Below are 25,294 nucleotides of genomic sequence, written 5' to 3'. Positions count from 1 at the left end.
GATGTTTAGTGGATTGGTTCGGTATATCGCACAAGTGAAGTCTTTTAGAAATAACACACTTGAAATTCTCACATCGTATAATCAAGCGCACATAGGAGATTCTATTGCGATTAATGGGGCTTGTCTCACGGCTATAAGGGTTTTTCAAGGTGGTATGGTAATGGAGTTAAGCACACACACACAAAACCACATCGCCACAGAAAACTACGCACAAGGAGCATTCGTGCATTTAGAGCCAGCTTTGCAAGTGGGAGATAGATTTGATGGGCATATCGTGCAGGGGCATATCGATGGTATAGGGCGTATTACAGACATTAAGCACCATAGGGATTCAAGCGATTTTTGGATAGAATCTTCTAAAGAAGTGCTTTCATACATTATCTCTAAGGGCTCTATATGCATAGAGGGGATTAGTCTAACGATTGTAGAATCTACAAAAGACGCCTTTAAGCTTACTCTTATCCCTCATACCTTGCAAAATACGCTTTTTGGGAAGTTTCACATTGGTAGGAGAGTGAATCTTGAGACAGATATTATCACGCGTAGCGTTGTTAGCACACTTCGCACGATAATGCAAAACAAGCCCGATTCTTTCTCGTGGAGTGAGATAGATATGGCTTCATTGAGCTATTAAGCACATTGTAAGGAAAGATACGTGAGAGATAAAAAAGCAGTTGCCCTTAGCTACAATGCAGTAAATGACAATGCCCCACGTGTAGTAGCTAAGGGCAGAAATGAACTTGCTATGCGTATTATCGCTAAGGCAAAGGCTTTTGATGTGCCACTTTTTACTAATCATTTGCTTGTAGAATCTCTTTTTGATGTGCCACTAGATTCCCATATCCCGCCTGAAATGTATAATGCCGTGGTAGAGGTATTTATATGGCTACTCCAATGTGAGAGAGAGGCGCAGCTTAGCAAGGATATTATGTGAAAAATAGCAAGCAAAAGCTAAAAATGGCGATAAAAGCGCATTTCTTGGAGTTTTTATCATTTTTTAGACGCGAATTTAATGGCTTTATTCATGATAGATTCTCTGTGTTTCTTTGCACTCTCGCACCGCTTTTGCTTGGGCTTTTTGTATGGGCGGTATTTTCACAAAGCTTTGTGAGGGCTGCGCCTATTGGCGTAGTGGATTTAGACAAAAGCCCATTAAGCAGAGAGCTTATAAGCAACCTTGATAGCATTCCCACAATGTATGTCGCGCAGAAGTTTAGCAGCCTTGAAGAGGCAAAAGCTGATATAAGCAATGTCAAAATCTATGCTTTGGTTATTTTTCCTTATGGGCTTGAAGCGCGGAGCAAAAAGGGGGTGCTTAGCCATATTCCTATTTATTATAACGCGCAGCTAGTGCTTATCGCTAAATCTATTGAGGGGGCGTTTAAGCAGCTTATTGCGACAAGTAATGTCAAGGCAAAGCTAGGCACTCATCTCATCGAGACACATAATCTCAATGCTGCATTAGCGCAAAGCTCCCCTATTCTTATGCAAATCACTCCCCTTTATAATATCAATAACAGCTATTCGCAGTTTTTGCTCACAGGGATTCTGCCTTGCTCGTGGATTATGCTCGTAATTTTATGTGTGATTAATGCTCTCGCACGTGATGAAAGCGATGTGGGCTTTGTGAAGGGTAAGCAAAGTCAAATGCCTCAAGGCATTAGCGCGGGGGTGTATATCCTCACAAAAGTATGTGCCTATGCGGGAATATTCTCATTTTGGTGGGTGATAATGATGCTATTTTTTACCGCACTTGGCTTTAGCTTCCGTGGGAGCTATTTGGTCTTGTATGGCGGAGCGTTGCTTACGATTTTAGGCTACTCGGGGGTTGGGGTATTTGCCTATGCGCTCTTTCGCGACCATACTCGCGCCCTTGCCATAGCGGCGATTTATTGCGCTCCAAGCTTTGCATTTACAGGGCTTACCTTTCCTTTAAACTCTATGGGAGAGTTTGCAAGTTTTTGGCATACGATCTTGCCTATCAGCCATTATTTGAAGCTCTATGTGCAGGTCGCAAACTATGGCGTAGATTTCGCCACCGCTTTAAAAACGATGTGTGAGCTGCTGCCTTTTGTCCTCTTTGTGCCCTTTGGGATTATGATTTATAAAAAGCGTGAAGCTAGAGTAGAGTAGCCCTTATTTTAAGCCTAGAGAAAGACTTGCTTGTTTGTCCTTAAAGTTTAGAGAATTTTTATTATAATACCTGCCTTAGATTCTAAACAAGGGAGTGGCAAATGGCAGCAATTAAAAAAGTCGTTTTAGCATATAGCGGTGGGCTAGATACGAGTGTAATCCTCAAATGGCTAGGAGATAATTATCATTGCGAGGTGGTAACTTTTACCGCAGACATCGGGCAGGGTGAAGAGGTAGAACCCGCACGAGAGAAGGCATTAAAACTTGGTATAAAGAAAGAAAATATCTTTATTGAGGACTTGAGAGAGGAATTTATCAGGGATTTTGTTTTCCCTATGTTTCGCGCTAATACGATATATGAGGGTGAATATCTGCTAGGCACAAGCATCGCGCGTCCTTTGATTGCTAAGAGATTGGTAGAAATCGCCCAAAAAGTCGGGGCGGACGCTATCGCTCACGGAGCCACAGGCAAAGGCAACGACCAAGTGCGATTTGAAATCGGCGCGTATGCGCTTAACCCAGATATTAAAGTTATAGCCCCGTGGAGAGAGTGGGACTTGAATAGTCGCGAGAAGCTCCTCTCGTATGCAGAATCTGCAGGGATTCCCATTGAGAAAAAGGCAAACAAATCGCCCTATTCAATGGACGCAAACTTACTCCATATTAGCTATGAGGGGCAGATTCTAGAAGACCCAAATGTGGAGCCTGAAGAGGATATGTGGCGATGGAGTGTCTCACCTATGAATGCCCCAAATGAGCCAGAGAGTATAAGCATTACCTTTGAAAAGGGCGATGGTGTGGCGATAAATGGAGAGCGTTTAAGCCCGGCGGCATTTTGGGGCAAACTCAATGAGCTAGGCGGGAAGCACGGCATTGGACGACTTGATTTAGTAGAAAATCGCTATGTGGGTATGAAGTCTCGGGGCTGCTATGAGACGACCGGCGGGAGCATTTACCTTAAGGCTCATCGTGCCATAGAATCTTTATGTCTTGATAGAGAGGAGGCGCATTTAAAGGATTCTATTATGCCTAAATATGCTGAGCTTATTTACAATGGCTATTGGTTTAGCCCTGAACGTGAGGCGCTTCAAGCTCTCATCGATAAGACACAGCAAAGCGTAAGCGGGGTAGTGCGGCTAAAACTCTATAAGGGCAATGTGATAGTCATTGGCAGGGAATCTAAAAATTCACTTTTCAGTGCGGCATACAGCACCTTTGAGGAAGATTCTGTATATAATCAAAAGGACGCGGCAGGGTTTATTAAGCTTAATGCCCTGCGTTTTATCATTGCTGGTAAAGCGCGAAAGTAAAGTGAATAAGTGCTTTAAATAGATATTTCTTGCCTTTATTTTATGCGTTAATGCTCTCCTTGCTTCACTATTTGAGCTAATACACAGGGCAAACTGCATATTGTGAGCTATCACTTTATTTTTAGCCTTAGTGAATGTGGAGAGTGGTTTGGTGGAGTGGGGTTATATCGAACATATCAAAAAAGAGCAGCAAAGAGCCATTCCCTATGCTAAATGTAGAATCTGCAAATGGCAGGGCTTGTCTTACAAATGCGACAAGTAAAAAGCGACAAAGGCAATCGTATGAAATCGCTATGAGCGAGGTGTGGCTAGGCATTTTTGAATCTATTCCTGAAAAAGCGAGAGCTGTTGCATAAATATGAGCTCAAGGCTTGTGCGTTAGATTCCGCTTTTGGTTGCCGTGTGCTAGGGATAAGCTATTGAGCTAAAAGATAGCAGGGTTGCTATAATCTCTCTATGCTTTATGAACACGCACAAGGACTAACACAAGATATTATATAAGCAAAGCGATATAGCGCACTTGCTTGTGAGTATGGTTTTAAGGCAGGATGTGAAAACCTAAAGTTTTTAGAGCAATCCAGCGACACAGAGAATCTTAATGAATATGGCAAAGTCTATCAAAAGCATTGTGAGATGGGGCTAGGTATAGCGTGTGGGAACTTAGTGTTTTATTATTATCAGGATATATCAGGCGTGAATAAGAATCGCACAAAGGCGCGAATGCTGTTGCAAAAGGGTTGTGAATTGCAAGATATACATCGTTGCTATCAGCTGGAATTGTGGGAAATGCAGGGGCTTGGCAGGGTAAGAAAGGATAGCAAAAGCCCTAGAGCATATTTACAGGCTTGTGGGAGTGATATAAAGGCAAATTGTAAAACTTTGGCAAAGCTTGGTGAGAATTCTCAACATACCTATAAATGTGATGTAAATGTGGACAATATTGCTCGTAGTGCGTGTTTGATTGCTGGGGAATCTATGAGCACGGCTTAGAATCTGTAAGAGTGATGTTTCTTAAGTATTAAAATACTATAAAAAAGCTTGTGATAGCGGATTTGATGTAGGCTGCACCCATTATAATAAGGCGAAGTGGAATAGATAATGCTTATAAGATTACAACAATATGCTACAAAAACTAAAACATACCCTCATATTTTAACAATCTTTAGTGTGTAAGGCTTTAGCCTCACTTTAAGGGTTATGGCGGGCGCAGTGTCGTGGTATTTACAGGTGGCATATTAAATCCTATGGGAGTGAGATATGGCACAAGTGATTACTATTACTTCAGGCAAAGGTGGTGTAGGTAAATCCACTGCTACGGCAAATCTAAGCGTAGGCTTGGCTATGCAGTTAGAAAAAATAGGCAAAAAGGTCGTGGCGGTGGATTTTGACATCGGCTTGCGGAATCTTGATATGCTACTTGGGCTAGAAAACCGCATCGTATATGATGTAATCGATGTGATGGAGGGCAAATGCAATCTCTCTCAAGCCCTCATTAATCACAAAAAGACAAAGAATCTCTATTTCCTTCCAGCTTCACAAACTAAAGATAAAACTATACTTGATAAAGATAAAGTAGGCAAACTTATTGAAGTGCTAAAGGCAGAGTTTGATTATATTTTGATTGATTCTCCTGCGGGGATTGAGGGGGGATTTGAACACGCCATATTATATGCAGATAGGGCATTGATAGTCGTTACACCAGAAGTTAGCTCTGTGCGTGATAGTGATAGGGTAATAGGTATTATTGATGCAAAATCCTTTAAAGCACAGCATAACGAGCAGGTGGAAAAGTATATTATCATTAATCGTATTAAGCCAGAGCTTGTCAAAAAGGGTGAAATGCTAGATGTTGATGATGTGCTTAATATACTTGCTCTGCCTCTTATTGGGCTTATACCAGAGGATAGCAAGATTGTAAGTGCGACAAACACAGGTGAGCCTGTCATTTATACGCAATCCCTAAGCGCCAAAGCCTATATGCGCGTTGCAAGGAGGATTCTAGGAGAGGAAGTAGCCTTTGAATCCTTAGAAAGCGAAGGCGTAATAGGAGCATTAAAAAGGATTTTCAAATGAATTTGTGGGGAATGTTTAATAACTCGCCAAAAAGTGCTTCAATGGCAAAAGAGCGGCTTACGCTTGTTTTATCACACGAGCGAAGCGCGAATCTCCCCTATTTAGAGGATATGAAAAAAGAGATTTTACAAGTGGTGCAAAAATATACCCAAACAAAAGAAAGCGATATACAATTTAGCACTAATAGCAATCAGCATATCAGCACATTGGAAGTGCAAATCACATTAGGGAAAAAACAATGAGAATATTATATTGCTTCATTTTTGCTTTATGCTATTTAAGGGCAGATTCTGTTGTGAATGTCGAAACTCTACGAAATATCGCTACAAAAGTGAGTAGCCACCCTCTTGTTTCAAGTGTGCAGAGGGCATTATCTCGCTTTCATAATGATAATTTTATCGATATAGGAGAGAATCTTAAGACACAGATGTGGGAGAGTGTGCAAGTGCCTCAATCTTACACCTCGCAACCCTATGTAGCTAAGGTTTATGATAAACCAAAGGTTTTGCTCATTATGGATGATCTTACAAGCTTAGAGCAAATTTACAAACTAGAGCATTTAGGGCTAAATATCACACCCTCAATTTTCCCTAGAACAAGGCATAATCCTACCACACCAAAACTTGCAGAATATCTTAACAAAAAAGGCAAAAGCTTTATGGTGCATCTCCCGCTTGAGGCACAGCAATTTTCTCAAAGTGAGTTAGCCCCCATTCGTGTAGGTGCAAATAAAGAAGCGATAAAACACGCTCTTATAGGAATCAAGGCAGATTTTCCTCATCTTGTGTATCTTAATAACCACACTGGCAGCAAATTCACTCAAAGCTATGATGATATGCGCAATCTCCTAGAAGCCTTTGATGAGCTTAATTTGAAGTTTATCGATAGTGTTACCACAAGCACCCCTGTAAGCGAGAGAATCTCAATGGAGCAGGATAGGCTTATTATGGCACGTGATGTGTTTTTAGACAATGAAACACATATAGCCTATATCAAGGCACAGATTCGCTCTCTCATCACTAAAGCCCAAAATAAAGGCTACGCGATTGCTATTTGCCACCCTAATAGCGGCACATTTCAGGCATTAGCCCAAATGAGTGATGAAATCAAAGAGGAAATAGAGCTTATCTCACCTAGTGATTTAGAAACTTATTTAGTTGCTAATAAAACTCTGCGCTATGTCCGCGCTCCATTTACTCGACCCAATTAATGCAAACATACATAGATTCTATATCCTTTAAAGAGTTATCCTTAAAAGATATGCCTAAAGGTTTGCAGCAGCTGCCTAATCCTCCGCAAAAGCTATATTACTGCGGGTCTTGCGAAGCACTCAATAATCTTTTAGAATCTAACCTAGCTGTAAGTACCACCCATAAAGCCACCCAGACAATCACCTCCAAACCCATTTCACAAATCGCTCCAAAAATCGCTATTGTCGGCTCACGCAAACCCAATCCCTACACAAAATCCTTTGTCGCTACTTTGGCTACTCGTATTGCTAAACATAGTGGTATAGTGGTAAGCGGTGGGGCGCTGGGCGTGGATATTATCGCTCATACTTATGCCTTTCCACGCACGATTATGTTTTCTCCCGCAGGACTAGATATCATCTATCCTAAGAGCAATGCAAAAATGATAAAGCAAATGATGGAGCAAGCCCTCGTAATGAGCGAATACGATAAGGGCTATATGCCTCATCAATACAGCTTTTTAGATAGAAATCGCCTTGTGATAGGCTTAAGCGATTATGTGGTGATACCACAGGCAGATATGATGAGCGGCTCTATGCAGAGTGCACGAATCGCGATGAAGCTTAACAAACCGCTTTTTGTGCTACCTCATCGCATAGGTGAGAGCGAGGGGACAAACTACCTTTTAGCGCAAGGCAAGGCACAGGGTATATATAATATAGATGATTTTATAGAATCTATATTTGGGGCGAGTGTGTCGCCGTGTGATGATGAGGTTTTGCTCTTTTGTGCAAACAACCCTAGCTTTGAGGAGGCTTTTGCGCGATTTGGAGAGAAGATTTATGAATATGAATTAGAGGGCAAAATTATGCGAGAATCTGGCACTATCCGTGTGCCTTAGGGAGAAATGATGAAGTTACTAGCGTGTGATGTGGGGCTTAAACGTATAGGATTAGCGATATATAAAGCGGGTATCGCCTTTCCATTAGAGCCTATTATACGCTTCAATCGACATCAAGCAGCAAGCGACCTCGATAAGATTCTGTGTGAATATGAGATAGAGCAGCTTATCGTAGGGCTACCAAGTGGCGGTGAATCAGGACACACAGAGATGATGCAGCGCATAAAGCATTTTGTGGGATTGCTGACCTTTAAGGGCGAGATATGCTTTATCAATGAGGATTATAGTAGTATTGAGGCTTTGGAATCTCTAGCATATATGAAGCGGGAGAATCGAGCAAAAGCACAAAAAGATGGCAGGATAGATTCCCTAAGTGCATGTATTATCCTAGAGCGGTATATACAATCTATCAAGTGCTAATATATCGCGCAAAGCAAGACTACATAGATAGGTTTAGCTAATAAGTGCAGGAATCAGGGTAATGCTCCTTGAGTTCGCAAAAGCCGTTTTTCATAATCACTTGGTGGATAGAGCTTATCCCATTTACGCATAAGGCTTTCCTCTTCTTTGGAGAGCCTTATATCATAACGTTTGCTCATATAAAGATAGATTCGAGCGATAATTCCCCTACTCTCTACTCTGGGATAAAATTTCTTCGTTTTAAAGTCCGTATATACTTCACAAGCCCCATATTGCGTATAAGATATATCAATAGGAGGCTCATCAAAGCTAAAATTGTTCCTATCGGCATTAATCTCGCCAATAGCAGGGACAAGATTCCGCATATCTGCCTCCATTTGCCTAAACTCCTTATCTTTAGCACAAGCCTTTCTTCCGCCATTTTGCCAACAAGGCAATGTGTTACCAAAGCGATGGGCTGGCATAATATGTTCAAACTCTATCCTTTGAACACGGACATTTGGCTTATTTGCTTTGGTTAGAGCATTGCGTGGGGTATAGTCCTTTGAAGGAAGGATACGCAAGGTATCTGGTTCAAACTCCACACCACAATAAAATTCCTCTCTAAAGTCTTGCTCCTTATAGGCTTTTTGCAGGGTTACTTTACTTTGTGAGAAGCTAAGCGGGGAGGCTTGGAAACTCTCTTGCGGATTATAAGAGGCACAGGCACAGAGTAAAAAGGCAGCATATAATGCAAAGAAAAGAAAACGCAAATTTACCCTTATATTGAGATTGTCTAGCATACCTATAGCTAGGCTTCGTGTGAAGCTTAGATTCCAAACCTTAAGAATTCTCTCAATAAAAAAGATAACATCTTAGCCATAAGCGTATCCTTTTGTGCCATAAGATTTGCTTCCTGTGAAAGAAAACTCCCTAGCTAGTTGTAGCAGTATAGAGACATAGGCTACGAGGCAAGGAGGCGTAGCGGCGCTAAATTAATGACTCTTGCGATATTCTAAAATCATCGCATACGCTTCATCTTTGAGGCGCAATTTCTGCTTTTTCAACACTTCAAGCTCCATATCATTCATTAGCTCCTCGCCATCTTCAATCTTTTTGATTCTATCATCAAGCTCATTATGCTCATCAAAAATCTTTGCAAAATGCGCATTGTTCGTCTTTAACGCGGTAACCTCATCTCTATATTCGTGAAACATACCTACTCCTTGTGAAAATAAATTAAGATTCTATTGTAAGATATTTTTGGTAATAGCTTATCACTTCGGGCGATATTACCCTGGTCTTTATGGCAAATTCCTCTAAAATGAAGCATTAGCTTCTATAATCGGCATTGATTTTGACATATTCATATCCTAAATCACAGCCATACGCGACAAATCGCCCTTTCCCTTTGCCTAAATCGCAAGTAATCCTAAAACTTTCTTTCTGCATTACCGCTGCTGCCTTAGATTCCATCTTCTCATCAAAGCGAATCTCCCCTCTATCAAATACCACAACATCATCAAAGGCAATACTCAATGAATCTTGTGCGCATTCCACACCACTAGCACCTATCGTAGAGGCGATTCTCCCCCAGTTTGGGTCTCCACCAAAAATGGCGGTTTTCACTAAAAGTGAGCTTGTGAGGGCTTTTGCTGCCTTTATCGCTTCTGCCTCATCTTTTGCACCTTTGACTTCAAAGGCTACAAGCTTACTCGCGCCCTCTCCATCGCGCACCATATCTGTGGCAAGTTTGTGCAGGAGCATTTTGAGAGCTTCTTTAAACGCTGCTTCATTATATGTCCCGCTGCGTCCATTGGCAAATAAAAATACAGAATCATTGGTGCTTGTATCGCCATCTACGCTAATGGCATTAAAGCTATGCTTGACACATTCACGCAAGATTCTATCTCCAGAATCTGCTGGAAGTGTGGCATCTGTGGTGATAAAGCATAGCATTGTGGCAAGGGCGGGCTGTATCATACCCGCGCCCTTTGCCATCGCCCCGATACAAAAGCTCTGCCCATTTGGGAGATTAACTCTTAAGGCGATTTCTTTGCTAAAGGCGTCAGTGGTGCGTATGGCATCAGCGGCTCTTGTGTGTGCTTTATTATCCCTATCGTGGGGCTTAAATAATGCAAAAGATTCTATAATTTTTGCCTTGGGGAGATACTGCCCTATCACGCCTGTGCTAGACATAATGGGATTTTGTACAAAAGGAAATTGCGCTTTGAGAGATTCTAAAATTTCACACACATCTTGTATGCCTCTCTCACCTGTCATTGCATTTGCATTTTTAGTCGTAATCAGCACAAAATTACTTGCTTTGCCTTGCACAAATCGCTTAAAATGTGTGATAGGAGCGGCTTCAAAGGTATTGCTTGTAAAAAGTGTAAAAGGTATCAAGGCATCTTCACTATACAAAAAGGCTACATCAAGTGCCTTGCTCCCATCGGGCAATGCAGCCTTTAGCCCCGCGCTCACACCATCAGCATAGAATCCTTGCGGTGCGTTGATTCCGCCCTTGATAGGAATAATATCAAACATAATCCACCTCTTGGGGTTTTTGCTTTTTCATAATCAAACGTTTAGTGGAGCGGATATTCTCACTCGCGCCTATCACAAGGAGTTTGCACTCGCTTGAGACAATTGTATTGCCATTAGGCATAGTGATATAGGTGCCATCTTTTTGCGTAAGTCCCACCACAGAAACATTTGTAACATCGCGGAAATGTGCTTCTTTAAGCTTTTTTAGCACAAGCCACGAATAGCGAGGAACGATAATCTCCTCTAAATCTAAGGGCGTATCGCGGTGGTAAAGAAAACGTTCTAGTAGATTCTCCATATCTGGACGCACCGCCATAGCGGAGATTCTCTGTGCCATAAGCTTAGAGGCAGAAATCACAGAATCACAGCCCAACTTCCTTAATTTCTTATCCTCCTCTTGGGAATTTGCACTAGCGATAATGTAATAGGGTTTGCGCCCTAGCTCCTCCTCAAATAGTCGCGCACTCACTACCATTGTGATATTGTCCGCCGCATTTTTAGAAAAGCTCACAATGCCCTTTGCACTTGAGAGATGAGACTTTAGCATAGCGATATGCGTATGTGGGTCATCGACAATATAATAGGGATATTTGCATTTTTGCGCTTGGGATTCAAAATCGGGAGAATTATCCACGACAACAAAGGGGATATGGGATTCTAAAAACTGCTGGGCGAGTTGTATCGTAAATTCATTATGATAGCAAATCACATAATGATTTTGCAGCCGCGCGATTTTATAAATCATTTTCTGCTCCTTAATCAATTTAATGAGTGTGCCATTATTGATTACACTCATAATAAACGCCACGCTAAAGGTTACCACTCCCGCACCGCATACCATAAGCACTGCTGTGAAAATAATCGTAATCGTGCCAAACTTATCCTCTCCTAATGAGCCAAAACCAGTATTTGTAAAGGTATAAGAGGTTTGAAAAAATGCCCTCATCAAGTCATAATCTTCTAATATCAAATAGCCTAAAGTGCCAAAGAGGAGGAAAAGCTGGACAAGAATAAGCGGGAGGCGAAAGGGCTTGAGCTGCTGATATAGTTCACTAGAGAGGGAAATATCGGGCTTGGGGTTATTACCCCAATGAATAAGGTTCTTAAACTTTCTTAGCAAGATGAGAATTAAGAGTATTTTTTCATCGTGCGTAAAGTAGAAGCAGCTACCTTAACGCGCACCTTTGTACCATCTTCAAGCTTGAGGGCGATACTACGGAGATTGGGGAGGGAACGTCTCTTTGTTTTGTTATTAGCGTGGCTTACATTATTGCCTACCATAGGACCTTTACCTGTGAAAAAACATTTTTTTGCCATAAGCTTACCTTTATGTGGGATCAATGAAATAAGCTTAGGATTCTAATAAAACTTAGCACAAATCTACCTTAAAGCTAATCAATCAGCACACTCATACCCACACGTAAGCCCTCAATATGTGATAGAGGGTGGGCTTCTACTGCAAAGGTTTTGACATCATAGCCTTTATGTGCGCTTGTAGCTCTCCAAGTCGCAAAGTCTCCCATCACAGAGACAAATGTTACTTTAAATTCCGCCTCTCTCTCAAGTGCAGGGATATATGCCCTAAAAGTGCTATCTTTAGCAAAATCCTTTAAGCGATATTCTGGCACAGCAAAGCTAATCCACGCCTCATTCATATCAATCATTAGCACAACAGGGAATCCACTCGGGGCAAGCTCTCCCTCGTGTAGTAAGATATTGCTTACCTCACCATTTGCTGGGGCGATAGCCTGTGTATCTTTGGCATAGCTTTCTACTTCATTGACTTGCCCTGCGGCAGCGTCTGCTTTAGCTTGGGCGGCGATTTTCATCTCGTTACTTGCACCATCAAGGGCGATTTTATACTGCTGATAGGCAGCATTTTCATTATGCTTGGCGGTTGTGTAGTTTGCATATGCTTCATCACGTCTTTGCTGACTTACTACACCATCTTTATAGAGAGATTCTATGCGCTCATAAGTGCTTTTAGCAAGATTTGCCATCGTCTTTGAACCTTGCCACACATCTTTTGCACTTTGAATACTCTCTACTCTCGCACCCTGCTTGGCCTCCGTGCTTAAAGCTTGAGCTGCTTCATATCCTGCCTTTGCCTGTTCTATCTTAGCTTGAAGCTCGGGGGAATTAATGTTATATACTAAATCGCCTTTTTTGAGCATATCACCCTTTTTGACAAAGATATTTTCCACACGACCAGCTACTTTAGAGCTAATGGCATATTCTCGTGCTTGCACTTGTGCATAGATTCTGTCTTCTTTAGGTTCATAGGCGCGTTTGAAGCTAATAATAAGCCACACCACAAAACACAAAGCGATTAAAACAAGTGCTACCACCTTAAGCGATCTTTTCATTATGCTTCTCCATTAATTAAAAAAAATATAGAATCTCTCCACCTCTCCACTCAAGGCTAAAAGCCTTGAAAGCGCGATAGCATAGTTATATGCCACACTTTGCCTTTCAATAAGGGCGAGCGAAAGGGCATTTTGCGCATCGCTTACCTCTGTGCTTGTGCTCATACCTTGCAAAAACGCACTTTCTCGCAATTTGAGATGTTCCTTAGCGAGTTCGACAGAGGATTGCAGACTAAAATATTGGGTTTTATAAGAAAGCACCTCATTATAGGTTTTTTCACATAATGTTTTTAAGTCTTTTTTTGCTTGAGATGTGGTGTATTGCGCCTCTAGGGAGGCGATTTTACTTGCTTGATATTTTTGAATTCTCCCATTTGGGCTAAGGAGCGACCATCTCGCCCCGATACCCACATACCAGTGCGGCATAGCCTTATCTAATAAAGAGCTATTATCATTGACTATATAGCTACCAAAAAGCCCTACATCAGGCAAAAAAGAGGCAAATTCAATATGGCTTAGCTCATCAGCAGATTTGATTTTATTATTCATCATTTGCAAGGCAGGATAGATTTCAAGCGACTTTTGGATGAAATAATCTACATTTTGCAGCAGCGCATCGGGCTTAATATCAATGCTTGCTATCAGTTCAAGTGAAGCATTAGAATCTCTGCCTAACATCGCATTAAGCGCCATATTGGCGATTTTGAGATTATCATTTGCTTTTTGCATATCAATGCTTGATTTATCATAATTCACTTGTGCTTGAAGCGTCTCTAAACGGGCAATTTGCCCCTTTTCTTGGAGTTTGAGCGCATTTTGATAATGCAGTAAATGCCCCGCATTAGCCTCTTCTAGCGTATGCAGAATCTGATTGGCTAATACCGCACCATAATAGAGCTTTGCACAATCCTCAAAAAGACTTAATTCTTTAAGCTTAAGTGCAAGAGTGGCATCTTCAAGCGCGATTTGAGAGAGCTTATTGGCATAATATTTTTTTCCGCCGCTAAAAATGGGATAGATAATATTAAGTGCACCAAAGACAATATTTTCATCCTCTAAGGTAATGCCATTAAAATGCGACAATAAGGGAGCAAATATCGGGTTATTGAGGGATTGGGCGTTTTGCACTAGATTGAAATTCATCGGCTCTTGCAGACGGATATATGCGGCATTAAGCGAAATTTGAGGGAGATAGAGCATTTTTGTCGCGCTTCTTAGTTTTTCTTGTTTATCTAGTGCACTTTGTGAGCTTTTTAGCCCATCATTATGCGCTAAAGCCTCTGTATAGGCAGATTCAAACCCTAAATATTCCGCTTGTAGAAGATTTACAAATACCACAAGCATAAGGAGGTATTTCCTCATTTTTTGCCTTTTATGTTAAAATTATCCCGATTCTAACTCACAAATATCAATAATCAAGGAATAGTATGCAAAAGCTAAAGACGATACTTGAGGAGCATTATTCATATAAAAATACGCCCGATGAATTAAGTGAGGAGAAGCCAGACCCGCTATTTGTAGCAAAAACATATCAACACAAGCCCTATACTGCAGAAATTGCCCTTATATGTGCTCTACTTGCTTATGGCAATGCAAGGGCGATTGTCAAAATGCTACAAAGCCTTGATTTCACACTTTTAGAATCTGTGCGCAAGATTACTCAAAGCGATGAGAGCATATTTCCCTATTATAGATTCCAAACTCAAGTAGATATAAAAGCACTCTTTCATATTATAGCTCTTATGTGCGAGAATGGAGGATTGTATCCACATTTTCTACAAGCCTATAAAAACGCGCCTATTAATAGCGCTTTATGGGATAAAAGCAAGAATGCCCATCACGCACGAATGCTCTATGGGATTTATGAGTGTATAGAGATACTTTATCATTATGCAAAAACGGCTCATTTGCCCTTAAGCAAGGGGCTATGCTTTGCGCTTGGGACATCACATAGCGCGTATTTAGTGGCTAAAAATAGCATTCCTTCTCACACCTCCGCGCTGAAGCGGTGGAATATGCTGCTTAGATGGCTTGTGCGTAAGGATCATATAGATATGGGGATTTGGCAGGAGATTTCACCCTCACATTTGATTTTGCCCCTTGATACACATACTTTCACGCTTTGCATTCACCTTGGAATCTTGCGATCCCGCGTATATAATTTGCAGAGTGCCCTACAAGCGAGTGATAGCCTTGCTCTTATGTGTGAAGATGACCCTATTAAGTATGATTTTGCTCTCTATCGTTTGGGGCAGAGCGGCAAGTATAAACATTTATTTATCTAAGATTCTATCGCTAAAGTCCTTACACAAGGGAGTGGAGAGATTGCAGGATATTTTTGGATTAACTTCTAATGTGGGAGGCTCTAGGCTGAAAGCAAGGCTTTGTGTGCCAATGGTAGCGATGATTTGATGTGATTGTATGTTAAAGCCACATTGTGGGGTGTTTGTCTGCGATAAATATGATAGAATCCTTTGTGGATAGGTTATGTCAATAGATTCCGCACGAATGAATGTATCCGTATAGTAAGCACTTAGGGCATTTTGGGTATGTGTAAGCCTAGCCTTAAGGTGTAAAAGACATTGTTTAGATGTGATATACCCTAGATAACGTATCCCTACACTTGCCATAATGGCGATAATAACAATAATACATAATAGTTCAAACGCGCTAAAAGCCGCCCTCTTAGAATATCGCATTTGAGGTGCTAAGCGGCACTTCTCTACGCGCTTGATGTCGCTCAAGGAGTTTAGTGCATAATGTAGAATCTGCCTTTGGCTGCACGAAAAATACTAACTTGCCATTTTCCTGCATTAATGTAATGCAGTCATTTTGCACATCAAGCACACCATTTTTGGCTAAACGTACACCATTGCCCTGTGCTACCCAACGCGAAGGGCTTAGACCAGCAAGCTCTAGCATTCTTATCCCATCAATATTGCTAGGCTCAATATTTTGGCTAAACACTTCTCTTTGAATAGCATTAATAGCACTCACAATATCATTTTCTACAGCGATAAGCTGTGCGTCTGAACGCGTGAGTGAAAGGCGCGGAATGGCGATAGCAGCAAGGATTCCAAGTATGATGATGACAAAGACAAGTTCCATCATACTAAACGCATCACGTCTTTGCCCTATATGCAGTAGTTTGCCTTTCATTTATAATCTTCAAGCATAAAAGGCGGGATAATAAAATCAATCACACCGCTTCCCTCTAAGGAATCTTTATTAGCGCTAATAACAAATCGCATTAGTACACCCTTTGGCACAAGGGAGTGAAATGAGGGGCAAAGATAAGTCGCAAAGCTCTTTAAATCCGGCTGATGTCCTACAATAAGCACATTTGAAGCCTTTTGAAAAGCCTTTGTTTGCGTGAGTTTCATATATCCATCAAGCCCATAATCAGGTGAAATATCCTCACAAATCACAATAGAATCCGCATCAAGATACTTTTTTAAAGGCTTAAGTGTCTGCTGTGTGCGTTTAGCAGGGGAGCAAAATACCATATCAAATTGCAAATGTTGCTTTGCAAAATGTGCAATATCTTTGCTTTGGCTTTTTCCAAGCTTACTTAATGGGCGGAAAATATCGCTTTTGTCTTTTTTATTTTTCAATCGATATTCCTCCCTACTTATTGTATCAGCGTGTCGCAAAAGTGTGATGGTCTGCATTCTCTCTCCTTTAAACTAAAATGTGTTCGCACATTGATAGCACAAAATCCGCACTACGTTTTGCAGAACTCTCTAAGAACTCATCAAAGTTTATATCCGCGCTACCATCGGCACTATCGCTAATAGAGCGCAAAATACAAAATGGAATCTTACACGCATCGCATACCACCGCCACCGCTGCACCCTCCATTTCTACAGCTATGGCGTTAAATTGTTCCATAATCCAGCGCTTTTTTTCAGTATTAGCAATAAAGCTATCGCCTGAAGCGATAATACCCTCTTTTAACGCAATGCCCTGTGCTTTAGCAATCTTTTTGGCGATGTCATTAAGGGTGGGAGAGGATTCTATATAGAGCTTACTCTCGGGGATAAAGCCAAGCGGATGTCCAAACGCGCTAATATCCACATCATATTGACATAGCTTACTTCCAAGCACTAAATCGCCTACTTTCAAATCCGCGCTTAAGCCCCCCGCCACGCCACTAAAGATAATCTGCTCACAGCCAAATTTTAGAATCATCACACTTGCGCTTAGTGCTGCATGCACCTTGCCAATCTTGCTATAAGCGACAAAGATTCTGTGATTGTTTCGGGTAATTTCATAATAAATATTGCTGCCTATTTTATGCTCTTTATAAGTGCCAAATCGTGCTAATAATGGAGTGATTTCCTCAACCATTGCTCCAATAATGCCAATTGTCATATTTACTCCTTTTATAGAATCTTTATACGTTACTTTTGATACCCTCGATACATTCTTTTAAACTCGTTAAATTGCTTACATTCCACGTAGGCACTTGACTGAGACGTTTGTTCAGACCGCGCAAGACATTGCCATTGCCAAATTCAATAAAGGTATCGATTTCATCATTAAGCTTTAAGATAGATTGCTTATATAGCACAGGTTGAGTGAGCTGGCTACTCAAAAGTGCCTTTGCCTGTGTCTTTTGGGTGTAAGTTTCAAGTGTGGCATTAGAGAGGATAGGGGTACTTAAGCTTTCGTTAAGGATTTCCTTTAAGAGTGCTTCAAATGGCGCGGTGGCAGATTCTAACAAAGGACAATGGCTTGCCACAGACATAGGCAAAAGTAGGGCGCGTTTAGCCCCTAAGGCTTTGAGATGGGATTCTGCTGCGCTTAAATCATCTTTGCTCCCGGCTAGGACAACTTGCCCATCGCCATTATAGTTCGCACACCAAATACTTTTACCTGCTTGCTGAGATTGTTTGCAAAACTGCTCTAGCTTCTCATCATCAAGCCCCACGACAACCATCATTCCTGCATTTTTACCCTCACACGCCTTAGCCATTAGCTCCCCTCGTTTGTGGATAAGCTTTATTCCATTTTCAAAACTCGCTCCATCGCTTAGCACCACCGCACTTACTTCACCAAGTGAATGCCCCATCGCCACACTTGGCATAAGCGGATATTCACTTTGGAATACGCTATGGGCGATAGCACTTACAAGAAATATCGCGGGTTGCGTGTATTGCGTGAGATTAAGCTTATCATTTTCCTCAAATAGTAGCTGCTTCATATCCATATTTAAGGCAGCAGAGGCTCTCTCAAATAGCTCCTTTGCTACGGCAAAATTTTCATAAAATTCCTTACCCATACCTACGCTTTGCGAGCCTTGCCCGGGGAAAATAAACGCATATTTTTTCATCACAATCCTTTTGTTGTTAATATAAAAATGCTTTAAAGATTCTAAGGATTGTAGCAAAAAGCATATAAATTTTTGCAATTTTAGAGATGATTCTTATAGATTTAGATATAAAGGTGTTAAGTGTATTTTTATGATTTTTGCATATAATAGCGTTCTTTTTTGCCCCTATGACAGATTCAATACGGACAGGTGGGTGAGTTGGCTGAAACCACATCCCTGCTAAGGATGCGTAGTCGCAAGATTACCGAGGGTTCGAATCCCTCCCTGTCCGCCACCCCCTTGAAAAATACTTACATAGAGAGACTCTAAAGGCAAAAAAGATTTGCAAGGGTAAGGAATAGCTTACCTATACTTAAAGAACTTATCTCGATATTTGTGAAAAAAATCAAAGTTTTTATGTGCTAAATATAGCTATAAAGCACCAAAAATTTTAGCTTTTTGAAGTAAAGATACAAGATAAATATAATTTTCTAGCTTGCTGAGGGTCTAGGTTAGAATCTAAGCAAGGGCATTTAGATTCTTATGAATTTAATAATCAAATTGCACCAAAGATAAATAACAATAAAACTACAATAAATTCTATTGATAATTTGTGTATAATCCCAGCTATGAATAAACAAGTCAGTATGAATTTTGCCAAAGTGAATTTATGGCATTTAGGCGTCGTAATAAGCACTTTTGTCTTATTGTTGGGTATGTTAAAAATCTTTGGTTGGAGTGAGCCGGAGGTATATCCACAGATTCAAAAGGATATTTTTTTAGCCATCAATTCGCTTTGGTCCAATGTCCCATCTCTCGCATACAATCTTACCCAACTCGGTGATGCGAGTGTAGCATTCGCACTCTTACTAGGGTTTTCACTTGTCACACCTAAGCTTTGGGAAGCACTCATAGCAAGCTCCTTGCTTTCTCTTGTGCTTTCTATATTGTTCAAGACAATCTATGCAATGCCGCGTCCAGCACGTATTTTTGACAATACTTTTAATATCATTGGTGAGCGACTCACAGGCGTAAATAGCTTACCATCAGGGCATTCGATTACTATATTCACAATACTTTCTGTGCTACTTTTTGCTTTTATGCCAAATACTCGCAAATGGCGTTTGCCTTTTATCATAAGTATCACTCTCTTAGGTGTATTTGTGGGGCTTTCACGCGTGGGCGTGGGAGCACACTATCCGCTAGATGTCCTTGTGGGTGCGTCTCTTGGGTGTGTGTGCGGAGTCTTTGGCGTGCTTGTGGCAAGCAAGACGCGTATTTTTGCTTGGCTAGATTCACGTTTTGGTTTGCTTATTTTCGCTACTTTGGGTGGAGTTGCTGTCGTGATGGCGATTTCAAATATCAGCAAACATAATCTTTTGGTATTTTATCTTGCACTTATTTGTGCGTTAGGCTGCTTATTTATGATACTCCATAAATATTTTACTAACACTCAAAGATTGGATTTACAATCCACACCCACTAGAGCTAATCCTATCGCCTTTATTTTCGTCATTTCCGCACTTCAAGTAGCATTTTTTCATTTTCCTTTTTTAGGATTTGTGCGGACAAATCTCGCTTTAGATTCACTAAGTGCAATTGTGCTATTTGTCTCACTCGTGCTATTTTTGTTCGCACTTACTACACTTATGTCACTCTTATTAGCACTCATCTCTTTCAGGCTCACCAAAATATGGTTTGCGCTTATCTCAATTACAAACGCCATAGCGGTGTATTTTGTCTCTGTATATGGAGTGTTTTTGGATAAAACGATGATGGGCAATCTCTTTAACACAAATCCAGCAGAAGCAGGAGAGTTTCTATCTTTAAAAATGGCACTTTATATAGTTATACTAGGTCTTCTCCCAGCGTGCTTTCTACTCTTTGAAAAGGTGGCAAGACCTACGCGCAAATCACTTACTAAGAGCTTAGGCTTGATATTTTTTGTGCTTATTGTGCTTACTGGAGTTAATTTTCAGAATCTATTGTGGCTTGATAAATACTCTAAACAACTTGGCGCACTTATTATGCCTTGGTCATATATAGGTAACTCAGTGCGGTATTTTCAAGGGGAACTAGCAAAAAACAAAAAAGAAATTCCACTCCCTGATGCACACATTGCAAATGACAAAAAATCTGTAGTCGTGCTCGTAATTGGTGAATCTGCACGTGCAAAAAACTTCTCACTTTATGGTTATTCACGTAATACCAATCCCCTCCTTTTAGAAGTGTCAGGACTCCGACATTTTTATGCAAAATCAAGCACGACATATACGAGCGCATCTGTGAAAAATATGCTTTCATACAAGGATAGTACGAATCTATATGAGATATTGCCAAACTATCTTGCACGCACTGGAGTGGATGTGATGTGGCGTTCGACAAATTGGGGTGAGCCTCCACTTCACCTACCCAGTGAAAATATTATGCGATATCCGCAACTTGCAGAGAAATATATTCATCTTAATGATAACTATGAGTCTGCACTTGTGGTGGGACTAACTGAGGATATTGAGTTAGCAAAATCGCCCAAAGTGCTTATTATCATTCATACAAGCACGAGCCATGGACCAACATATTATAAGAAATACCCTCCTCAATTTGAAATCTTTAAGCCTGTGTGCAAAAGTGTCGAACCAAGGGGATGCTTACAGAGTGAAATTATTAATGCGTATGATAATACAATCCTCTATACTGATTTTTTATTGCATTCAGTCATTAGTCAGTTAAGCAAACTTGATAAATACGACAGCACAATGATTTATGTAAGTGATCACGGCGAGAGCTTGGGTGAAAATGGTGTATATATGCACGGGATACCATTAGCATTTGCACCAAAGGAGCAATATGAAATACCATTTTTTGTGTGGAGTTCTAATGCCAGTAGGATTAAAGATTTGAATGAAGCAACACACTTTCATATCTTTCATAGTGTTTTGACATTTTTAGATGTAGAGAGTGAAGTGCTTGATGAAAAGATGAGCATATTTACTAAGGAAGAATAGCAAATACTAGCGTTTGTATAATGTTTGCATTTTTGGTAAAAACTTCACACAAATAATAAATATAAAATCAACAATGCGCAATATCTCCTCCTCAATACTTTGTTGATATTCTTCATTATTATGTGCATTCCTCTTGATAGGTACTAGGTATCAGGCTTTATTAATTGCGTTCATAGAATCTTTTAGATTCAAAAATGTATTTAAAAGGAGTAATTGTGCTATTAAAAGAGAATTTGACACAAGCAAACACAGGGTAAAGAATCACCGCAAAAGGTTACGCCGTAGCGTATAAAAGCGATACCTTTAAGCCCTTTAGCTTTTCCCGCCACGCGCTCGGCGAAAATGATACTCTCATTTTAAAGCATCGTAAGGGTAGTGAGCGGGTAATCTAGCAAACGATATATAAGGGGGAGTGAGAAGCATATGTTTGAGCACTGATAACTAAAGTGTAGCCTTAGTTATCAGTGTGTTCTTTTGCTCTTGCGGGATTTCATCTAAAAAAACTGCGTTTTTGCAGGAAGTTTTACTTTGTCCCCGTAGCTTCGCTATTGCGAGAGTATATCGGCAAAGCCTTTTATAAGTGTGGATAAGCACTTCATGCGTATGGCGTTGAATGGTGTAAATGGGGGGGGGGGCTTAGCTCCCATTTACAAGAGCTTTGTGGTGCAAAGGATAGCAGCAGGGGCACAATAGTATCTAAAAATCCATTTGCACGGAGAGATAATACCTTCTGCCCTCTCTTATGTAGTTATAGGCAGAAGTGTAGGTAGTGGTATTGTTGTTAGTATAGGGAATATAATTAATAAAGTTAAAATTAAGCAAGTTATAGATGGCAAGGTTAAGACGCAAATTGTCTTTAAACTTATAATATCCGCCTGTATGCGTGAGATAATAAGGATCATAAAATTCTCCTGCAGCACGTGCTTGAATTGCTATATTGCCTCTCCCATTGGGATTACCACGATAGATTCCATCTTTATACTCTTCTCTTATATACAATCCCCATTTTGGTGTATCATAGTTAAGAGAGGCATTCAAGCTATGTAAAGGCACATTTGTAAAGGCTATGCCTATATCTGCAGCAGTATTGCTTTTTGTAATCTCTGTGTGATTGTAAGTATAAGCTGCGCTCAAGCTTATACCACCATAACCTACATTGATTGGCTTTATCCCCACAAACACTTCTGTTCCATAGCTTAGTGCTTCATCGGCATTGCTATAATAGGAGCAATTTCCGCTTGTAGCTTGGCAGGCAATACCTAAGGTAGGGATAATCTGCCCGTTGGTAATATTACCGCCCAAACCACCTGTTTGATTGATTTTATCTTTAAATTGAATATAGAATCCTGTAAGAGAAGCGGAGAAATAATCATTATCGCTTAATATTGAGAGCTCATAATTCACGCTAGATTCTGGCTTTAAGTTTGGATTCCCATAAGTGGGGTTTGTGCCTGAACCTGAATAACTTACAATATCCGCTACAAGCTGATTGAGGCTAGGACTTTTGTAGCCTGTGGAGATACCGCCCTTAATGGTTAGCCAATCATCAAGCACATTATAGGCAAGATAGGCGCGTGGGCTTATGTTTGAACCAAAGATAGAATTAAAATTGCCCCTTACACCTGTGGTTATGAAAAGCTTATCAAAAAGGATAAACTCCGCCTCGCCAAAGAGTGCGCTAATATGCTGATGAACATTTGCATCGCCTGTGGAAACTTTGAGGAGATTATCATTAAAGTTATTATACCAATACCTCCCTCCCAAAGTGGTGTTGATACCAAAAGATGAGCCAAGATTCAAAAAGAGATTGCTCTTATGGTCTAGTATTATATCTTGATTAATCAGCTCCCTGCTATCTCCTGCATTTACACCATTAACAGAGCTAGTAGATAAGCCGCTGGCTGCATTTTGAGGGACAAATCGCCCGGCATTATTAGTAATATTATAGGTTAGCGAAGTATCGGTTGAAAAATTGGAGAGAAGCCCACTAGGATTAGCAATATAGCTTCCATTATGAGCGAGGACAACATTGCCACGATAGATATTGTATTTTTTGCCATAACCGCTATTTTTCTGGAAGGTTAAATCGTCCCAAGACACATTAAAAGAGTTTGCATTACGATTACTCATTACTAAGCCTTGTGAGTTATCATAGCTTTGCTGTGAGTAGTCAATGTCTAAATAGACATTATTTTTGGGCTTTTTACCAACAGATTCTGTGCTGCTCCAATTAATCCTCGTGCCTACATTGTAGATTCTACCCGGTGCAGAGCCTACAATTTGCGAGGCGGTGGCTGAAGTGGCATTATTTTGTCCACTATTGCTTGTAACGCCTGTGTGATTTGGGGCTACGGCTAAATCGCTATTAGATATGCCATCGCGGGTATAGATTCTACTGCGTAATATTAAGCCCAGAGTTTTAGCAGTATTAAGTGGACCTGCGGTATAGAAATTAATACTTTGGGTATTGCCAAAGGGGCGAGATTCTTGAAAAGTGTAATCATAGGTGATATTTGAGCCCCATTGTTCATAATTTTTCTTTGTGATGATATTTACTACACCGCCAATAGCATCACTTCCATAGAGTGTGGAGGCAGGTCCTCTAATCACTTCGATTCTTTCAATCGCACTGAGTGGTGGCATAAATGAGGTTACAGAATCTCCAAAGCCATTAGGGAAAGTGCTAGAATCTGCATTTACTCTTTTGCCATCAATGAGAATGAGTGTATAAGCTGTCCCCATACCGCGAATAGAGATACCATAGCCCCCCGTTTTGGTTACACCAGAATCTATGCTTACGCCGGGCACATTAGCTAAGGCTTCGGCTAAGTCTCTCACAGGGCGGGATTGTATATCTTGTGGGGTTACTACAGAAATAGAGGCAGGGGCGATATTTAAATCCTGTTCAAAACCAGAGGCAGTAATCACAGAGCGACCAAGATTTATGCTTTTGAAGGGTTCTTTTGCTGGTGAGTTGTTATATGCCCCCCCCCCCACTCACTTCACTGCTTTGAGAATCTGCCAAGAGACTCGTGCATACAAGCAATGCAGCGGTGAGGTTGAAATACGATTTATTCATATATACTCCTTGAAATTTTGGGTAACATTCATACAAATAATAAGAATGATTTGTAATAGTATGGAAAAATGGCTAAAAATAAACTGAAAGCAAAGCAGAAACAAAAGCAATAGACGTATAATTCAAAAATAAGAAGCAGATTTATAGTATTAGAGAGTGATGAGGGATAATTTAGCTTGCACGCGTGGTTTTTTACGATTATGACGCTTGTTGGTGTGTGGCTAGGTACAAAGGTTGTTTTACTCCCACTTTTTCGCTCTCATACAAAGCTAGAGAAAGTCAGTGCGCAAAAAGACATTGGAAATAGCAAAGAAAATCAGAGTAGGGCAAAACTCCTTTTTGCACTTGGTGTTTTGGTATTAGTTGGAATTGGCGTTTGGGTAGCGTATCTAATGGCGTATGGCAATATTCCAGAGGGTAAAAAGATTCCGATTTTAGCGCTTGCAGTTGTATTTGGTGTGGGATTTGGCTTTATCATCTCGCGTGCGCAGATTTGCTTTACTTCTGCCTTTAGGGATTTATTTATCACAGGGCGTGGATATATGGCAAGAGCGGTGATTGTGGGAATGATGGTTTCAACTATTGGCGTTTTTAGTTACATTATGCTTGGACTTCCACCTAAAATTATGTGGGCTGCACCAAATGCAGTGATTGGCGGATTGCTCTTTGGCTTTGGTATTGTGATTGCAGGAGGGTGTGAATGTGGCTGGATGTATCGCGCGGTTGAGGGGCAGGTGCATTATTGGATTGTAGGTGTTGGTAATGTCATTGGTTCTACGCTTTTGGCAGCGACTTGGGATTATTATTCTGTGCCACTTGCGACAAGCTTCCCTAAAATCAATCTTTTAGAATCCTTTGGTAATTATGGTGGCTTGGTGGTAAGCTATGTGCTGCTTTTTGCATTCCTTGCCTTTGTGCTGTTTCTTGAGCGGCGATATTTTGCCAAAAATAAACGATTTGAACGCGCATAAAGGAGG

Annotated in this window: 27 protein-coding genes and 1 tRNA gene; 15 read left to right on the top strand and 13 right to left on the bottom strand. The window is 40.7% G+C overall.

The window, feature by feature from the left end:
* Position 1 precedes the first annotated feature (1 nt).
* The 11 genes from ribE to ruvX all read left to right on the top strand — a co-directional run bounded on the left by ribE (position 2) and on the right by ruvX (position 8,027).
* Entirely contained in the window at positions 2-634 is a 633-nt protein-coding gene (gene ribE / locus V3I05_RS04580; RefSeq protein WP_300446393.1) for a riboflavin synthase, read from the top strand.
* Between the two features lie 21 nt (positions 635-655).
* Complete coding sequence (locus tag V3I05_RS04575; RefSeq protein ID WP_295698026.1) at positions 656-934, top strand: EscU/YscU/HrcU family type III secretion system export apparatus switch protein; 279 nt, start codon at positions 656-658, stop codon at positions 932-934.
* Entirely contained in the window at positions 931-2,133 is a 1,203-nt protein-coding gene (locus V3I05_RS04570) for an ABC transporter permease (RefSeq protein ID WP_295698023.1), read from the top strand. Before V3I05_RS04575 ends, V3I05_RS04570 begins: the two co-directional genes overlap by 4 nt.
* A 101-nt stretch (positions 2,134-2,234) precedes the next feature.
* On the top strand, positions 2,235-3,443 hold the full coding sequence (locus V3I05_RS04565; RefSeq protein ID WP_343354189.1) for an argininosuccinate synthase: 1,209 nt from the start codon (positions 2,235-2,237) through the stop codon (positions 3,441-3,443).
* A 206-nt stretch (positions 3,444-3,649) separates the two neighbouring features.
* A complete protein-coding gene (locus V3I05_RS04560) occupies positions 3,650-3,799 on the top strand; it encodes a hypothetical protein (protein ID WP_300446387.1) in 150 nt (49 codons plus the stop codon).
* Positions 3,800-4,076: 277 nt separating this feature from the next.
* Positions 4,077-4,433, top strand: a complete 357-nt coding sequence (locus V3I05_RS04555; RefSeq protein WP_300446385.1) for a hypothetical protein — start codon at positions 4,077-4,079, stop codon at positions 4,431-4,433.
* 267 nt (positions 4,434-4,700) lie between these two features.
* Positions 4,701-5,516 carry a septum site-determining protein MinD gene (gene minD, locus V3I05_RS04550; protein ID WP_300731295.1) on the top strand — a complete coding sequence of 272 codons (816 nt, stop codon included), beginning with the start codon at positions 4,701-4,703 and terminating at the stop codon, positions 5,514-5,516.
* A complete protein-coding gene (gene minE / locus V3I05_RS04545) occupies positions 5,513-5,758 on the top strand; it encodes a cell division topological specificity factor MinE (RefSeq protein ID WP_295698011.1) in 246 nt (81 codons plus the stop codon). Before minD ends, minE begins: the two co-directional genes overlap by 4 nt.
* The gene (locus tag V3I05_RS04540; protein ID WP_295698008.1) at positions 5,755-6,726 is read left to right on the top strand and encodes a divergent polysaccharide deacetylase family protein; all 972 of its coding nucleotides are present in this window, start codon (positions 5,755-5,757) and stop codon (positions 6,724-6,726) included. The genes minE and V3I05_RS04540 overlap by 4 nt, the downstream gene beginning before the upstream one ends.
* Entirely contained in the window at positions 6,726-7,607 is an 882-nt protein-coding gene (locus V3I05_RS04535) for a DNA-processing protein DprA (protein ID WP_343354188.1), read from the top strand. The genes V3I05_RS04540 and V3I05_RS04535 overlap by 1 nt, the downstream gene beginning before the upstream one ends.
* Positions 7,608-7,616: 9 nt before the next feature.
* Positions 7,617-8,027, top strand: a complete 411-nt coding sequence (gene ruvX / locus V3I05_RS04530; protein WP_295698003.1) for a Holliday junction resolvase RuvX — start codon at positions 7,617-7,619, stop codon at positions 8,025-8,027.
* Positions 8,028-8,080: 53 nt separating this feature from the next.
* Here ruvX and V3I05_RS04525 read toward each other — a convergent pair whose 3' ends face one another.
* The 7 genes from V3I05_RS04525 to V3I05_RS04495 all read right to left on the bottom strand — a co-directional run bounded on the left by V3I05_RS04525 (position 8,081) and on the right by V3I05_RS04495 (position 14,281).
* Complete coding sequence (locus V3I05_RS04525; RefSeq protein WP_343354185.1) at positions 8,081-8,779, bottom strand: endonuclease; 699 nt, start codon at positions 8,777-8,779, stop codon at positions 8,081-8,083.
* 222 nt (positions 8,780-9,001) lie between these two features.
* On the bottom strand, positions 9,002-9,223 hold the full coding sequence (locus tag V3I05_RS04520; protein ID WP_343354183.1) for a YdcH family protein: 222 nt from the start codon (positions 9,221-9,223) through the stop codon (positions 9,002-9,004).
* Positions 9,224-9,338: 115 nt separating this feature from the next.
* Positions 9,339-10,553, bottom strand: coding sequence for a bifunctional glutamate N-acetyltransferase/amino-acid acetyltransferase ArgJ (gene argJ / locus V3I05_RS04515; protein WP_295697997.1), 1,215 nt, complete (start codon positions 10,551-10,553; stop codon positions 9,339-9,341).
* Complete coding sequence (locus V3I05_RS04510; RefSeq protein ID WP_295697994.1) at positions 10,546-11,673, bottom strand: potassium channel family protein; 1,128 nt, start codon at positions 11,671-11,673, stop codon at positions 10,546-10,548. The genes argJ and V3I05_RS04510 overlap by 8 nt, the downstream gene beginning before the upstream one ends.
* An 8-nt stretch (positions 11,674-11,681) precedes the next feature.
* Positions 11,682-11,870: a 50S ribosomal protein L28 gene (rpmB, locus tag V3I05_RS04505; RefSeq protein WP_295697991.1), complete on the bottom strand. Its 189-nt coding sequence runs from the start codon at positions 11,868-11,870 to the stop codon at positions 11,682-11,684.
* A gap of 74 nt (positions 11,871-11,944) precedes the next feature.
* The gene (locus V3I05_RS04500; RefSeq protein WP_295697989.1) at positions 11,945-12,919 is read right to left on the bottom strand and encodes an HlyD family secretion protein; all 975 of its coding nucleotides are present in this window, start codon (positions 12,917-12,919) and stop codon (positions 11,945-11,947) included.
* Positions 12,920-12,931: 12 nt separating this feature from the next.
* Entirely contained in the window at positions 12,932-14,281 is a 1,350-nt protein-coding gene (locus V3I05_RS04495; protein ID WP_343354179.1) for a TolC family protein, read from the bottom strand.
* Between the two features lie 65 nt (positions 14,282-14,346).
* On the opposite strand from V3I05_RS04495, the gene V3I05_RS04490 reads away from it, so the two are divergent.
* Positions 14,347-15,204 (top strand): TIGR02757 family protein, encoded by an 858-nt coding sequence (locus tag V3I05_RS04490; RefSeq protein WP_300446372.1) that lies wholly within the window; start codon positions 14,347-14,349, stop codon positions 15,202-15,204.
* Here V3I05_RS04490 and V3I05_RS04485 read toward each other — a convergent pair.
* Genes V3I05_RS04485 through fabD form a run of 5 tightly spaced genes read right to left on the bottom strand, consistent with a single transcriptional unit; the run spans position 15,193 to position 18,254 of the window.
* Positions 15,193-15,618, bottom strand: a complete 426-nt coding sequence (locus V3I05_RS04485) for a type II secretion system protein (protein WP_295697980.1) — start codon at positions 15,616-15,618, stop codon at positions 15,193-15,195. The genes V3I05_RS04490 and V3I05_RS04485 overlap by 12 nt on opposite strands.
* Complete coding sequence (locus V3I05_RS04480; RefSeq protein ID WP_300446370.1) at positions 15,605-16,078, bottom strand: prepilin-type N-terminal cleavage/methylation domain-containing protein; 474 nt, start codon at positions 16,076-16,078, stop codon at positions 15,605-15,607. The genes V3I05_RS04485 and V3I05_RS04480 overlap by 14 nt, the downstream gene beginning before the upstream one ends.
* Positions 16,075-16,590: a SixA phosphatase family protein gene (locus tag V3I05_RS04475; protein WP_295697975.1), complete on the bottom strand. Its 516-nt coding sequence runs from the start codon at positions 16,588-16,590 to the stop codon at positions 16,075-16,077. Before V3I05_RS04475 ends, V3I05_RS04480 begins: the two co-directional genes overlap by 4 nt.
* A gap of 10 nt (positions 16,591-16,600) precedes the next feature.
* Positions 16,601-17,293, bottom strand: a complete 693-nt coding sequence (locus tag V3I05_RS04470; RefSeq protein WP_295697972.1) for a 5'-methylthioadenosine/adenosylhomocysteine nucleosidase — start codon at positions 17,291-17,293, stop codon at positions 16,601-16,603.
* A gap of 22 nt (positions 17,294-17,315) precedes the next feature.
* Positions 17,316-18,254 carry an ACP S-malonyltransferase gene (gene fabD, locus V3I05_RS04465; protein WP_295697970.1) on the bottom strand — a complete coding sequence of 313 codons (939 nt, stop codon included), beginning with the start codon at positions 18,252-18,254 and terminating at the stop codon, positions 17,316-17,318.
* A 183-nt stretch (positions 18,255-18,437) separates the two neighbouring features.
* Here fabD and V3I05_RS04460 point away from each other — a divergent pair.
* Together V3I05_RS04460 and eptA are read left to right on the top strand one after the other, a co-directional pair.
* Positions 18,438-18,528 (top strand) — tRNA-Ser (locus V3I05_RS04460).
* A gap of 352 nt (positions 18,529-18,880) precedes the next feature.
* Positions 18,881-21,238, top strand: a complete 2,358-nt coding sequence (gene eptA / locus V3I05_RS04455; RefSeq protein WP_343354176.1) for a phosphoethanolamine--lipid A transferase EptA — start codon at positions 18,881-18,883, stop codon at positions 21,236-21,238.
* 696 nt (positions 21,239-21,934) lie between these two features.
* Here the strand turns inward: eptA and V3I05_RS04450 are convergent.
* Positions 21,935-24,235, bottom strand: a complete 2,301-nt coding sequence (locus tag V3I05_RS04450) for a TonB-dependent receptor domain-containing protein (protein ID WP_343354174.1) — start codon at positions 24,233-24,235, stop codon at positions 21,935-21,937.
* Positions 24,236-24,493: 258 nt separating this feature from the next.
* Here V3I05_RS04450 and V3I05_RS04445 point away from each other — a divergent pair, with 258 nt between their 5' ends.
* Positions 24,494-25,288 (top strand): YeeE/YedE thiosulfate transporter family protein, encoded by a 795-nt coding sequence (locus tag V3I05_RS04445; RefSeq protein WP_300731314.1) that lies wholly within the window; start codon positions 24,494-24,496, stop codon positions 25,286-25,288.
* Positions 25,289-25,294: the final 6 nt, after the last annotated feature.

The organism is Helicobacter mastomyrinus (assembly GCF_039555295.1).
In the GTDB taxonomy this organism is placed as follows: Bacteria; Campylobacterota; Campylobacteria; order Campylobacterales; family Helicobacteraceae; genus Helicobacter_C; species Helicobacter_C mastomyrinus.
This window is presented reverse-complemented; position numbering and strand designations above follow the sequence as displayed.